Below are 13,022 nucleotides of genomic sequence, written 5' to 3' on the forward strand. Positions count from 1 at the left end.
GGTCAGGCCGCCTCCCGGCTGGCCGCCCGCAGGACGTCGTAGACCACGCGTTGGACGGCGGCGTCCGGGGCCGGTTCCCCGCCGCCGGGCCGGTCCAGGGCGTCCAGGGACCGGAGGCGCCGGACGCCGCCCCGCGCGTGGGGGACGACGTGGACGCGGCGGCAGTAGCGGGCCACCTCCAGGGCGTTGTGGGAGATGTAGAGGAGGAGCCGGTCGGGGAACCGCCGCTTGAGGTCGCCCAGGATGCGCTCCCGCATGGGCTCGTCCACGTTGGCCAGGATCTCGTCCAGGATCAGGACGGCGAAGGGCTGGACCAGGTACCGGACCAGGTTGACCCGGTTCTTCTGCCCCATGGAGAGGGCCCCGAAGCGGTGGCCGGTCACCGGGGCGAGGTCATAGGCGGCCACCAGGTCGTCGAGGAGGCGGCGGGACGGGGCCGGGGTCACCGAGTCGAGGTGCGCCGCCACGGTCTGCCATCCCGGCAGGCGTTCGGCGTTGTGGGCATAGAGGACGGGGCCGCCGGGCGGGGCGGTGCATTCCCCCGCCTGCGGGGCCAGCTCCCGGGCCAGGAGGCGGGCCAGGGTGCTCTTTCCGCACCCGGAGAAACCGAAGAGGGCGTGGAGGCCGGGGACGTCGAGGGCCCAGTCGAGCCCCCGGAAGACCGGGGCGTCGGCCCCGGGGTAGCGGAAGGTAAGCCCGCGGCAGGCCAGGTGCATGGGGCGCCTCCGGGCCGGCCGGCCTCAGCGCCGGCCCCGGGCGAGCCGCTCGAGGCGTTTTCGTTCCTTCTCCCGCCGCCGCCGGATCTTTTCGACCTCGGCCTGGAGGACGTCCGGGCGGAGCCGGACCACCCGGCTCTCGGCCCCGAAGACCGCGGTCTTCAGGAACTCGAAGCCGAACTCCATGAGGGCGACGTCGTCCTCGAGGATGTTCCGCAGCACCGATTCGTCCACCTCGTATTTTTCGAGGAAGCGGCTCTCGAAGACGAAGCGCCGGAACTGCTCGGCGTTGGTGGTCACCATGTAGAAGAGCCGCTGGGCCTTGGGGGGCATGTCCACGTCGTCGCCGAAGGACTTCTTCCGGAGCATGAGCTCCATCCAGCCCCGGTTCATCCGGTCGTAGAGGTCGGCCTCCTGGTCGGCGCGCCAGGAGTCCACCGTCCACTCGGCGGGTTCCTGGAACCCTTGGCAGTGGTCTTCCTTGATGAGGAAGAAGAATTCCTCTTCCTCTCCCGCGTGTTTCTCCTGCTGGCGGAGGCTGGCCATCCCGATGGGGTAGTAGCGGCAGCTCACCGGCCGGTCGGTGTAGACCTGGCAGCCGGCGGGCGTCACGAAGGGACACTTGCCCCCCTGGTCCTCGAGCATCCGGAGCCGGGCCACCGGGACCCCCGTGACCTCGAGGATCTCGGGCTCGGCGTAGAGCTTGAGGAAGGCGTCGGCGCTGAGCCCGAGCCGGTGCTTGAGCCGGATGATGTCGTAGGGGGTGAGGATGATGTTCATGTTCCGGCAGCACCGGGTGAAGCAGGTCACCCCGGGATGGCAGCGGAAGCGGAAGGTGCTGTCGCGTTCCAGGCGGACGGGTTCGATGACGCCCGCCTTCTTGGGCTTGAGGGCCTTTCGGGCCCGTTCTTCGAGTTCGGTCAGCGGCATCGGTGCCTCGCGGTGGCGGGCGGCGTCGCGGGTGGGACGCCGCCGGGGATTTGTTCAAAAAAACATTAAAACATCTCCGGCAACAGCTGTCATCCCGGCGCCGCCGGACGCCTCCGTCCTTGTCAAGGGTATTGCTTTTTGTTAGTGTTCGTGCTTCATGGAAGCGGGGTGATCCTCGTTTTCTGGGGCCGGCGGCCCTCCCTCGGAAAGGACCGGAGACATGTTCCCTTTTTCAGAGAAATGGCTTTCCTGTGACCTGGCCATCGACCTCGGTACCGCCAACACCCTGGTCTACGTCAAGGGCAAGGGGATCGTGCTGCGGGAGCCCTCGGTGGTGGCGGTCCGGCGCGACATCCGCACCGACAAGGTCTTGGCCGTGGGGAAGGAGGCCAAGAACATGCTGGGCAAGACCCCGGGCAACATCGTGGCCATCCGGCCCATGAAGGACGGGGTCATCGCGGACTTCGAGGTCACGGAGGCCATGCTCCGCTACTTCATCCGCAAGGTCCACAAGAGCCGCTTCGTCCGGCCCCGGATGATCATCAGCGTCCCCTCCGGCATCACCCAGGTGGAGAAGCGGGCGGTCCGGGAGTCGGCCGAGCATGCCGGCGCCAAGGAGGTCTACCTCATCGAGGAGCCCATGGCGGCGGCCATCGGCGCGGGGCTGCCCATCACGGAACCCACCGCCAACATGGTGGTGGACATCGGCGGCGGGACCACCGAGGTGGCGGTGATCTCCCTGGCGGGGATCGTCTACAGCCAGTCGGTCCGGGTGGCGGGCGACAAGATGGACGAGGCGATCCTCCAGCACATCAAGCGCCGGTACAACCTCCTCATCGGGGAGCACACGGCCGAGCAGATCAAGATGAACTGCGCGGACGTCATGCCCGAGCCGCCCTACGAGCAGATGGAGATCAAGGGGCGGGACCTGGTCACCGGCGTGCCCAAGACCATCGTGATCGACTCCGACGAGGTCCGCCAGGCCATCAGCGAGCAGGTGGACGCCATCGTGGAGGCGGTCCGCGTGGCCCTGGAGCAGACGCCTCCGGAGTTGGCCGCCGACATCGTCGACCGCGGGATCGTCCTCACCGGCGGCGGGGCCTTGCTCCGGAACCTCGACAAGCTCCTGCGGGAGAAGACCTCTCTGCCCATCATCATCTCGGACGATCCCCTTTCCTCCGTGGTGCTCGGCTCCGGGAAGGCCCTGGACAACCTTGACATCCTCCGGGAGATCGTCATCTACTGAGGCCGCCCCCCGCCGGGCCGCCCATCGTCCGCCGGGGCCGCCGCCCCGGCCCGGGAGGTCGCCGGTTCCGTGCGCCTGAAGCCGCCCTCTGCCCCCCTTTCGAAGCGGGTGCGCCGCCACCCGGTCGGGTGCCTCGCCCTGGCCGCGGCCCTGGGGCTGGTCTTCCTGTTCGTGGGTTTCCGCCTGGGGCGTCCCGGCTTCCGGCCGGCGACCCACGGGGTGATGGAGGTGGGGGGGCTCTTCCAGAAGGCGCTCTCTGTCCCGGCCGGGTGGCTGGGGGACCTGTGGCGGTCCTACGTGGACCTCCGGGACGTCCGGGTGGAGAACGCGGCCCTGCGGTCCGAGATCGAGCGTCTCCGGGAGGAGGTCAACCGGTACCGTGAGGCCATGATCGCCAACGTGCGTCTCCAGCGCCTGCTGGACCTTCGCGGTTCCCTCGAGGCCCCGACCCTGGCGGCCCGCGTGGTGGCGGTGGACGTGGCCCCGTGGGTGGCCACCGTGACGGTGGACCGGGGGGCGAGCCAGGGGGTGGCCCCGGGGATGGCCGTTTTGGCCGGGGCGGGGGTGGCGGGCCAGGTGGTGGACACGGCGCCGCATTTCAGCCGGGTGCTCCTGCTCACCGACTACAACAGCGCCGCGGACGCCTTCGTCCAGCGGAGCCGGGCCCGGGGCGTCCTCAAGGGGACGGGGGAGGTGGGCCTGTGCCGCCTGGAGTACGTGGAGAAGGGGGCCGACGTCCAGGTGGGGGACGTGGTGGTCACCTCGGGGCTCGACCAGATCTATCCCAAGGGTTTGCTCCTCGGGCGGGTGACCGCCGTGGAGCCCGGGACGGCGGAGGATCTCTTCCAGGAGGTGACGGTGCGGCCGGCGGCGGACTTCCGGCATCTGGAGGAGGTGCTCATCGTGCTCCGGACCGGCGGGGGCGTCGACTAGGGACGGGCCATGCGGGACGTCTTCTTCATCCTGGCGGCCGGCTTCGTGCTCCTGGTGCTGGAGACGGCCCTCGGACGGGTCTTCCAGGCCGGCATGATTCGGCTGGACGGCGTGGTGCCCATGGTGATCTGGCACGGGCTCCGGCGCCCCCTGCCCGCCGGCCTCATTCCGGTGCTCGCCCTGGCGCTCCTGGCCGGGGTCTTCTCCAACGTGGCCACCGGGCTCTTCTTCGTGGCCTACGCCGCCGGGTATCTCCTCGTGCGCTACCTCCAGGGGCAGGTCCTGTGTCCGGCCGCGTGGCAGCAGGCGCTGCTGGCCGGGTTCGTGGGGCTGGCGGTGGCCCTGGTGCTGTTCGCCGGTGATGGTGTGACCGACCTCTTCTGGCCGTGGGGCGTGGGGCAGGCGGTCGTCTGGGGTGTCACCGCGCCGGCCTGGTTCTGGCTCTTCGACCGGGCCGAGTCCTGGCTGCCGGAGCCGGAGGCATGAGGCCGTCGCTCAGGGACGCGGGGCGGGTGCTCCTCCGCCTCAGGCAGCTCGATGTCAAGGCCCGGGAGGTCAACCGGCAGCGGTGCGAGGCCGCCTTCCTCTTCGTGCTCCTGTGCGTGGTCACCCTCGCGGCGCGGCTCTGGTACCTCCAGATCGTGAAGGGGACGGAGCTCCGGGCCCGGTCCGAGCACAACCGTGTCCGCCTGGTCCGGCTCCAGCCGCCCCGGGGCAAGCTGCTGGACCGCTCCGGGCGCCTGCTCGTGGGCAACCAGCCCTGTTTCAACGTCTGCCTCGTCCGGGAAGAGGCCAAGGACGTGGAGGACCTCCTCGGCCGGCTCTCCGTCCTGCTGGAGGAGCCGGTGGGTGCGCTCCGGGAGCGGCTCATCCTGGGGCGGCGGCTCCCCCTGTACACGCCCATCGTCCTCAAGCGGGGCATCGACCGCGACACCCTGGCCCGCCTCGAACCCCGGCTCTTCCGGCTCCCGGGGGTGAGCGTGGAGGTGGAACCCCTGCGCAAGTACCCCCACGGCCGCCTGGCTTCCCATCTGCTCGGGTACCTCGCCGAGGTGAACGAGGCGGAACTGGCCAAGGGGATCTACCCGGGCGTGCGGCCGGGCGACCTCGTGGGGCGGGCCGGCGTGGAGGCCCAGTACCAGAAGGTGCTGTCGGGGCGGAGCGGGGTCCGGCGGGTGGAGGTGGACGCCACGGGGCGCCTGGCCCGCGTCCTCGACGAGACCCCGCCCCTGCCCGGCAGCGATCTCTTCCTGACCCTCGACCTCGATCTCCAGGAGGAGGCCGAGCGGGCCATGCGCGGGAAGGTGGGGGCGGTGGTGGCCCTCGACCCCCGCAACGGCTGCATCCGGGCCTTCACCAGCGTGCCCGAGTACGACCTCGAGCCCTTCGCCTGGGGCCTGACGCCCGCCCAGTGGCGGGCCTTGAACGACGCCCGGACCCGCCCCCTCCAGGACAAGGCCGTCCAGGGGCTCTATTCCCCCGGGTCCATCTTCAAGATCGTGGCGGCCGTCGCCGCGCTGGAGACGGGGCGCCTTGCGCCGCAGACCCGCCTGACCTGCACGGGGAGCTTCCGTCTGGGGCGCCGGGTCTTCCGGTGCTGGGACCGGCGGGGGCACGGGGAGCCGGACCTCTACGAGGCCCTGGTGGCCTCGTGCGACGTCTTCTTCTACCAGGCGGGGCTCATGGTGGGGGTGGACGAGCTGGCCCGCTACGCCCGGGCCTTCGGGTTCGGGCGGGCCACCGGCATCGCCCTCGAGGACGAGAAGGCGGGCCTCGTCCCCGACCGGGCCTGGAAGCTCGAGCGCTACGGCAAGCCCTGGCAGGACGGGGAGACGGCCATCATGGCCATCGGGCAGGGCTTCACCCTGGTGACCCCGCTCCAGCTGGCGGAGATGATCGCCGCCATCGCCAACGGGGGGACCTTCTACCGGCCCCTCTACGTGGACCGGGAGCGGTCGCCCTCCGGCCGGGTCCGGCCGGGGGACGCTCCCGAGGTGGTGGGCCGCCTGGATGTCCGGCCCGAGACCCTCCGGCTCGTCCGGCGGGCGCTCCGAGGCGTCGTGGCCGACGAGGAGGGGACGGGACACGCCTGCCGGCTCCCGGACGTGGCGGTGGCCGGGAAGACGGCCACCGTCCAGGTGGTGCAGCAGTCCAGGCGGGGCCAGCTCGAGGAGCTTCCCTGGAACCTCCGGGATCATGCCATCTTCATCGCCTACGCCCCGGCCGAGGCGCCGGAGCTGGCGGTGGCGGTCCTGGTGGAGCACGGCGGGCACGGGGGCAGCGCGGCCGCCCCCATCGCCCGGAGGCTCTTCGAGACCTGGTTCCGGGGCCGGCCCGGCGGGGAGGGCCGGGGCCGCGGGGACGGGGGGGCGACGTGATGGACCGCCGGGTGTTCGCCCACGTGGACGGCTGGTTGCTCTTCGCCGCGTGCGGCCTGGCCTGCCTGGGGTTCGTGAACCTCCACAGCGCCAGCGTGGCCGCGGGCCATGCCTACCACTGGCGCCAGCTCCAGTGGTTCTGCCTGGGGGCGGGGGGCGCCCTCGCCCTCTTCTGGATGGATTACCGGCTGCTGGCCGCCTACACGGCCCACCTCTACCTCGGCACCGTGGCCCTCCTGGCCCTCGTCCTGGTGGCCGGGAAGGCGGTGGGCGGATCCCAGCGATGGCTCTCCCTTGGCTTCCTGAACTTCCAGCCCTCGGAACTGGCCAAGCTCACCCTGGTGGTGGTCCTGGCCAGCTACTTCTACAACGAACAGCACGAGACCTACCGGATCCGGGACCTGTGGCGCCCGGCCCTCTTGGTCCTGGTGCCGGCGGTCCTGGTCTACCTGGAACCGGATCTCGGGACAGCCATCCTCTACCTGGCCATCTTCGGGTCCATGGTCTTCCTGGCGAGGCTCCGGGCCTCCTCGGTGTTGATCCTCGCGGGGCTCGCCATGGTGGCCATGCCGCTGGTCTGGAAGCTGCTCAAGCCGTACCAGCGCCGGCGCATCGAGACCTTTCTCAACCCGGAGAGCGATCCCCTTCACGCCGGCTACCACGTCCTCCAGTCCAAGATCGCCGTCGGGTCGGGCCAGGTCCTCGGCAAGGGCTACATGGCGGGGACGCAGGCCCACCTCAACTTCCTGCCGGAGATCCACACGGACTTCGCCTTCTCGGTCTGGGCCGAGGAATGGGGCTTCGTGGGATCCCTGGTCATGCTGGTCCTCTTCACCCTCCTCCTCTACCGGGGGCTCCTGGCCGCGGCCGAGGCCAAGGACCGGTTCGGGGCCTTCCTCGCCTTCGGGATCACCGCCCTCTTCTTCTGGCAGTTCCTGATCAACGTGGGCATGGTCCTCGGGCTCATGCCGGTGGTGGGAATCCCGCTGCCCCTGGTGAGTTACGGGGGGTCCTCGGTCCTGGTTTCCCTGGCGGGGATCGGGCTGCTCCTCAACGTCCGGGCCCGGCGGTTCGTTTTTTGACGCCGGGCGGGTTTCGGCCGGGAGGCGTTGACACGCTGCGGCAAATAATGTAAAAGCATCAGACAGTAATTTCTGAATGGGGCTTCATTTTTTATAACTGACTGAAAAAACAACAAATAAAAAATCGCCACGGACAACCGAGGACGCCAGATGATAGATCTAGACATTTCCCTGTGGATCGAGCTCGTCTCCATGCTGGTGTTGATGTTCCTCCTGAACGCCATGCTCTACAAGCCGATCCGGCGCCTGCTCGAGGAGCGGGAGGCCCGGATGGCCGCCATCCGGAGCGACGTCGAGAAGTTCCGCCGGAACGCCGAGCAGCTCCTGGCCGACTACAGCCGCAAGCTCGACGAGGCGCGCCGGTCCGGCCTGGCGGAGCGGGAAGGGCGCAAGAAGGAGGCCCGGGAGGAGGAACGCCGGCTGCTCGAGACCAGCGCCAAGGAGACCGAGGTGCGCAAGCAGCAGATGCTCACCGAGCTTCATGCCCAGATCGGCAAGGCGCGCGAGGAGCTTCGGGCCCAGGTGGAGAACTTCGCGGCGGAGATCGCGCAGAAGTTGCTGGGGAGGGCCGTTTGATGAGACGCAATGGGTTCCGGGCGGCCGCGGCCGCCCTGGTGACGTTGGTGGGGCTGGTGCTGTTGCTGCCGGTGGCTTGGCCGGCGGCGGGCGTTGCGGTCGGCGGGCACGGCGTGGCCCTGGCCGCGGAGCACGAGGCCGGGGTCGTGGACGTGGAGACCCATGGCGAGGCGGCGGGCCACGGCGAGGGGCACCACGGTGTCACCCACTCGCAGCTCATGAACTTCATCTGGCACTGCCTGAACTTCGCCATCATGGTGGTGGTGCTGGTCCACTTCCTCCGCAAGCCCATTACGGAGTCTCTCCGGGGTCGGCGGGAGGGGATCCGCCAGGCCTTCGAGGATCTCGAGGCCAAGCGGGTCGAGGCGGAGCGGCAGTACGCCGAGTACGAGCGGCGCCTGGCCAACATGGAAGAAGAGGCGGCGCGGATCCGGCAGGCCTTCGTGGAGCAGGGCCAGGCGGAGAAGGAGAAGATCGTCGCGCAGGCCCGGGAGGCCGCCGAGCGGATCCGGGCCCAGGCGGAATTCTACGTCCAGCAGGAACTCGCCAAGGCGCGTCAGCAGCTCCAGGCCGAGGTCGCCGACATGGCGGTGCGGATGGCCGAGGAGCTGGTCCGGAAGAACCTGACCCCGGAGGACCACCGGCGCCTCATCTCTGACTATCTGGAAAGGGTGGTGCAGAATTGATTAGCACGGTCGTTGCCCGACGGTATGCCAAGGCCCTCTTCGCCATCGCGAAGGAGGAGGGGACCCTGGAGGAGATGTACCGGGTCCTCGGCGAGATCCACGGTTTTCTCGCCGACAGCCCCGAGGTGGAGGCGGCGCTCTCCAGCCCGGTGCTGCCCATGGAACTCAAGCACAAGGCCGTCCAGGAGATCATCAAGGCCTTCGGGGTCCAGGGGACGCTGGCCCGCTTCCTCGAGCTCCTGGTGGATCGGCGCCGGATCCAGCACCTGGGCCTCATCGCCGAGTGCTACCAGGAGCTGATGGACGAAGAGATGAACGTCGTCAGGGCGGTGGTCCGCACGGCGGTGCCGCTGCCCGACGATCTCAAGGCACGGGTATCCGAGGCCCTTGCACGCGTGAGCGGCAAGGAGGTCAAGCTCGAGCTCCGGGAAGATCCTTCCGTCATTGCGGGCGTGGTCGCGCAGATCGGCGACAAGGTCTTGGACGGGAGCATCGCGAGCCAGCTGCAGGGCTTCAAAGAATCCATCGAGAGGGGTGAGCTGGGATAATGGCACAGATCAACGCATCCGAAATCAGTGACATCATAAAGAAGCAGATCAAGGACTACGAGAAGGCCATCGACCTCGCCGAGACCGGGACGGTGCTCTCGGTGGGCGACAACATCGCCCGCGTCTACGGGGTGCGCAACTGCATGGCCATGGAGCTGCTCGAGTTCCCCGGGGGCATCATGGGGGTGGCGCTCAACCTCGAGCAGGACAACGTGGGCGTCGCCGTCATGGGCAGCGTCGAGCACATCAAGGAGGGCGACATCGTCAAGCGGACGGGGAAGATCGCCCAGGTGCCGGTGGGCGAGGCCCTGCTCGGCCGCGTGGTGGACGCCCTCGGCAACCCCATCGACGGCAAGGGGCCCATCAACGCCACAGAGTTCAACCGGATCGAGATGAAGGCCCCCGGCGTCATCGACCGCAAGTCCGTGCACGAGCCCTGCTACACGGGGCTCAAGGCCATCGACGCCATGACGCCGGTGGGCCGCGGGCAGCGGGAGCTCATCATCGGCGACCGCCAGATCGGCAAGACCGCCATCGGCGTGGACGCCATCATCGCGCAGAAGGAGACGGACGTCTACTGCATCTACGTGGCCATCGGGCAGAAGCAGTCCACGGTGGCCCTGGTGGTGGAGGCCCTGCGCCGGGCCGGCGCCATGGAGTACACCACGGTGGTGGCCGCCAGCGCCAGTGAGCCGGCCTCCCTCCAGTATCTTGCGGCCTTCTCCGGCTGCGCCATGGGCGAGTACTTCCGTGACAACGGCAAGCACGCCCTCATCATCTACGACGACCTCTCCAAGCAGGCCGTGGCCTACCGCGAGCTGTCCCTCCTGCTCCGGCGGCCGCCGGGACGCGAGGCCTACCCGGGCGACATCTTCTACAACCACTCCCGGCTCCTCGAGCGGGCGGCCAAGCTCAACGACGAGCTCGGGGCGGGGTCCCTCACGGCGCTCCCCATCATCGAGACCCAGCAGGGCGACGTGTCGGCCTACATCCCGACCAACGTGATCTCCATCACCGACGGGCAGGTCTACTTGGAGCCGTCGCTGTTCTTCAGCGGCATCCGCCCGGCGGTCAATGTCGGCCTCTCGGTCTCCCGGGTCGGGGGCGCGGCCCAGGTGAAGGCCATGAAGCAGGTGGCCGGCACCTTGCGGCTGGACCTGGCCCAGTACCGCGAGCTGGCCGCCTTCGCCCAGTTCGGCAGCGACCTCGACAAGGCCACCCAGCGGCAGCTCAACCGCGGCGCCCGCCTGGTGGAGATCCTGAAGCAGCCCCAGTATCAGCCGCTTCCCATGGAGAAGCAGGTGCTCATCCTCTTCGCCGGCACCCGCGGCCACCTCGACGAGCTGCCGGTGGAGGTCCTGGGGGACTTCGAGAAGGAGCTCTACGACTTCGTGGGCCAGAAGCACGGGGACATCTACACGGAGCTCAAGGAGAAGCAGGCCATCGACGAGGGCCTCGAGCAGAAGATGACTGCGGCCATCCAGGAGTTCGTGAAGGAATTCCGGGCCAACCGGAACATCTAAGGACCCGACCGCCATGGCTGCGCTGAAGGACATCAAGATCAAGATCACCGGGGTCAAGAAGACCCAGCAGATCACCAAGGCCATGAACATGGTGGCCGCGGCGAAGTTGCGGGGCGCCCAGGCCCGCATGGAAGACTTTCGGCCCTACGCCGACAAGTTCCGGGCCGTCATGGGGGATCTCGCCGGGGGGGCCAGTTCCAACGCCTTCCCGCTGATGGCCGTCCGGGAGGTCCGAAAGGTCCTCCTGGTGCTCATCTCCTCCGACCGCGGCCTCTGCGGGGCCTTCAACACCAACCTCATCCATACGGCAGAGAAATTCCTGGCGGCCCAGGAGGAGCAGGGCCGCGAGGTGGCCCTGGTGTGTGTGGGGCGCAAGGGGGCCGCCTACTTCGGGAAGAGCCGTTTCCCGGTGGTCTCCAAGACCATCGACGTCATGGGCAACGTCCAGATGTTCAACGCCCGGCAGGTGGCCCAGGAGGTGATCCGGCTCTTCCTGGAAGAGGCCGCCGACGAGGTCCATCTCCTCTTCAGCCGGTTCGTCAACCCGGCCGTCCAGCGGCCCACGGTGCAGCGGCTTCTGCCCATCACCAGCGAGGGGCTCGGCGAAGGCGGCGGAGAGGAGGGGCCGGCCGCGGCCTACACCTACGAGCCGGAGCCGGAACGGATCCTGAACCAGCTCATGCCCATGTACGTGAACGTGCAGCTCATGCACGCCATGCTGGAGACGGCCGCCAGCGAGCAGGGCGCCCGGATGACCGCCATGGACAACGCGACCCGGGCGTGCAAGGACATGATCGACAGCCTCTCCCTGGTGTACAACAAGGCCCGGCAGGCCGCCATCACCACGGAACTCATGGACATCGTGGGCGGCGCCGAGGCACTCAAGGGATGACGGGCGGCGACGGCAGCGTCGCAGGAAATCTGATGGCCCCCCGAGCGGGTGCCACGGGAGGTAGAAGGAACTATGGCTGAGCAAACTGCAGGAGTCGGAAAGATCGCCCAGGTCATCGGGCCTGTCGTCGACGTGGAGTTCGAGCCGGGGAAGCTTCCGGCCATCCTGAACGGTCTGGCGGTGACCAACCCGGCCATCGACGACACCAAGGACAACCTCATCATCGAGGTGGCGCAGCACCTCGGCGACAACATGGTGCGGTGCATCGCCATGGACACCACCGACGGCCTCGTCCGGGGCATGGACGCCCGTGACACGGGCGGCCCCATCGAGATCCCGGTGGGCCCCCCCACCCTGGGCCGCGTCCTGAACGTGATCGGCCGCCCGGTGGACGGCCTCGGCGAGGTCAAGTCCGACCACAAGCTGCCGATCCACCGCCCGGCCCCGCCCTTCGTGGAGCAGGACACCACGGTCAACGTCCTCGAGACGGGGATCAAGGTCATCGACCTCCTGGTGCCCTTCCCCCGGGGCGGCAAGATGGGGCTCTTCGGCGGCGCCGGCTGCGGCAAGACCGTCATCATGATGGAGATGGTCCACAACATCGCCATGCAGCACGGCGGCATCTCCGTCTTCTGCGGCGCCGGGGAGCGCACCCGCGAGGGTAACGACCTCTACATGGAGATGAAGGAATCCGGCGTCCTCCCCAAGGCCGCCCTCATCTACGGGCAGATGACCGAGCCGCCGGGGGCGCGGGCGCGGATCGGGCTCACGGGCCTCACCGCCGCCGAGTACTTCCGCGACGAGGAGGGTCAGGACGTCCTCTTCTTCATCGACAACATCTTCCGCTTCACCCAGGCCGGGTCCGAGGTCTCGGCCCTGCTCGGCCGCATCCCCAGCGCCGTGGGCTACCAGCCGACCTTGGCCACGGACCTCGGGGCGCTCCAGGAGCGGATTACCTCCACCACCAAGGGGTCCATCACCGCCGTGGAATGCGTGTACGTCCCGGCCGACGACCTGACCGACCCCGCGCCGGCCACCACCTTCGCCCACCTCGACGGCACCGTGGTGCTCTCGCGGCAGATCGCCGAGCTCGGCATCTACCCCGCGGTGGACCCGCTGGACTCCACCTCCCGGATCCTCGACCCGAACGTCCTCGGCGAGGACCACTACTACGTGGCCCGGCAGGTGCAGCAGACGCTGCAGAAGTACAAGGACCTCCAGGACATCATCGCCATCCTCGGCATGGACGAGCTCTCCGACGAGGACAAGCTCACCGTGCAGCGGGCGCGGAAGATCCAGCGGTTCCTCTCGCAGCCCTTCCACGTGGCGGAGACCTTCACCGGCATGCCCGGCAAGTACTGCAAGGTCGAGGACACCGTCCGCGGGTTCAAGGAGATCCTCGAGGGCAAGCACGACGATCTGCCCGAGCAGGCCTTCTACATGGTCGGGACCATCGAAGAGGCCGTGGAAAAGGCCAAGAAGGCGCAGTCCTGACCCCCGGCAATCCCAGAG

13 protein-coding genes are annotated in these 13,022 nt (G+C 68.9%); 11 read left to right on the top strand and 2 right to left on the bottom strand.

What is annotated here, in order from left to right:
* Positions 1 to 2 precede the first annotated feature (2 nt).
* Positions 3 to 716 (bottom strand): ATP-binding cassette domain-containing protein, encoded by a 714-nt coding sequence (locus tag HCU62_RS12460; protein ID WP_163298114.1) that lies wholly within the window; start codon positions 714 to 716, stop codon positions 3 to 5.
* A gap of 24 nt (positions 717 to 740) precedes the next feature.
* Positions 741 to 1,646 carry a YkgJ family cysteine cluster protein gene (locus tag HCU62_RS02495; RefSeq protein WP_163298113.1) on the bottom strand — a complete coding sequence of 302 codons (906 nt, stop codon included), beginning with the start codon at positions 1,644 to 1,646 and terminating at the stop codon, positions 741 to 743.
* A gap of 220 nt (positions 1,647 to 1,866) precedes the next feature.
* Here HCU62_RS02495 and HCU62_RS02500 point away from each other — a divergent pair, with 220 nt between their 5' ends.
* From HCU62_RS02500 to atpD, 11 genes are all read left to right on the top strand, one after another.
* Positions 1,867 to 2,892, top strand: a complete 1,026-nt coding sequence (locus HCU62_RS02500; protein WP_163298112.1) for a rod shape-determining protein — start codon at positions 1,867 to 1,869, stop codon at positions 2,890 to 2,892.
* Between the two features lie 69 nt (positions 2,893 to 2,961).
* Positions 2,962 to 3,825 carry a rod shape-determining protein MreC gene (gene mreC / locus HCU62_RS02505; RefSeq protein WP_169755395.1) on the top strand — a complete coding sequence of 288 codons (864 nt, stop codon included), beginning with the start codon at positions 2,962 to 2,964 and terminating at the stop codon, positions 3,823 to 3,825.
* A 9-nt stretch (positions 3,826 to 3,834) separates the two neighbouring features.
* The gene (locus HCU62_RS02510) at positions 3,835 to 4,311 is read left to right on the top strand and encodes a hypothetical protein (protein WP_163299845.1); all 477 of its coding nucleotides are present in this window, start codon (positions 3,835 to 3,837) and stop codon (positions 4,309 to 4,311) included.
* Positions 4,308 to 6,203 (top strand): penicillin-binding protein 2, encoded by a 1,896-nt coding sequence (gene mrdA / locus HCU62_RS02515; protein ID WP_169755396.1) that lies wholly within the window; start codon positions 4,308 to 4,310, stop codon positions 6,201 to 6,203. Before HCU62_RS02510 ends, mrdA begins: the two co-directional genes overlap by 4 nt.
* The gene (gene rodA / locus HCU62_RS02520) at positions 6,203 to 7,285 is read left to right on the top strand and encodes a rod shape-determining protein RodA (protein WP_163298218.1); all 1,083 of its coding nucleotides are present in this window, start codon (positions 6,203 to 6,205) and stop codon (positions 7,283 to 7,285) included. Before mrdA ends, rodA begins: the two co-directional genes overlap by 1 nt.
* Before the next feature lie 150 nt (positions 7,286 to 7,435).
* On the top strand, positions 7,436 to 7,861 hold the full coding sequence (locus tag HCU62_RS02525; RefSeq protein WP_163298219.1) for a F0F1 ATP synthase subunit B: 426 nt from the start codon (positions 7,436 to 7,438) through the stop codon (positions 7,859 to 7,861).
* A complete protein-coding gene (gene atpF, locus HCU62_RS02530; protein WP_163298220.1) occupies positions 7,861 to 8,547 on the top strand; it encodes a F0F1 ATP synthase subunit B in 687 nt (228 codons plus the stop codon). The genes HCU62_RS02525 and atpF overlap by 1 nt, the downstream gene beginning before the upstream one ends.
* Positions 8,544 to 9,095 (top strand): ATP synthase F1 subunit delta, encoded by a 552-nt coding sequence (atpH, locus tag HCU62_RS02535; RefSeq protein ID WP_163298221.1) that lies wholly within the window; start codon positions 8,544 to 8,546, stop codon positions 9,093 to 9,095. Before atpF ends, atpH begins: the two co-directional genes overlap by 4 nt.
* The gene (gene atpA / locus HCU62_RS02540) at positions 9,095 to 10,618 is read left to right on the top strand and encodes a F0F1 ATP synthase subunit alpha (RefSeq protein ID WP_163298222.1); all 1,524 of its coding nucleotides are present in this window, start codon (positions 9,095 to 9,097) and stop codon (positions 10,616 to 10,618) included. Before atpH ends, atpA begins: the two co-directional genes overlap by 1 nt.
* A gap of 13 nt (positions 10,619 to 10,631) precedes the next feature.
* The gene (atpG, locus tag HCU62_RS02545) at positions 10,632 to 11,510 is read left to right on the top strand and encodes an ATP synthase F1 subunit gamma (RefSeq protein ID WP_163298223.1); all 879 of its coding nucleotides are present in this window, start codon (positions 10,632 to 10,634) and stop codon (positions 11,508 to 11,510) included.
* A gap of 72 nt (positions 11,511 to 11,582) precedes the next feature.
* Positions 11,583 to 13,004: a F0F1 ATP synthase subunit beta gene (gene atpD / locus HCU62_RS02550; protein ID WP_163298224.1), complete on the top strand. Its 1,422-nt coding sequence runs from the start codon at positions 11,583 to 11,585 to the stop codon at positions 13,002 to 13,004.
* Positions 13,005 to 13,022 lie beyond the last annotated feature (18 nt).

Source organism: Dissulfurirhabdus thermomarina (assembly GCF_012979235.1).
GTDB lineage: Bacteria > Desulfobacterota > Dissulfuribacteria > Dissulfuribacterales > Dissulfurirhabdaceae > Dissulfurirhabdus > Dissulfurirhabdus thermomarina.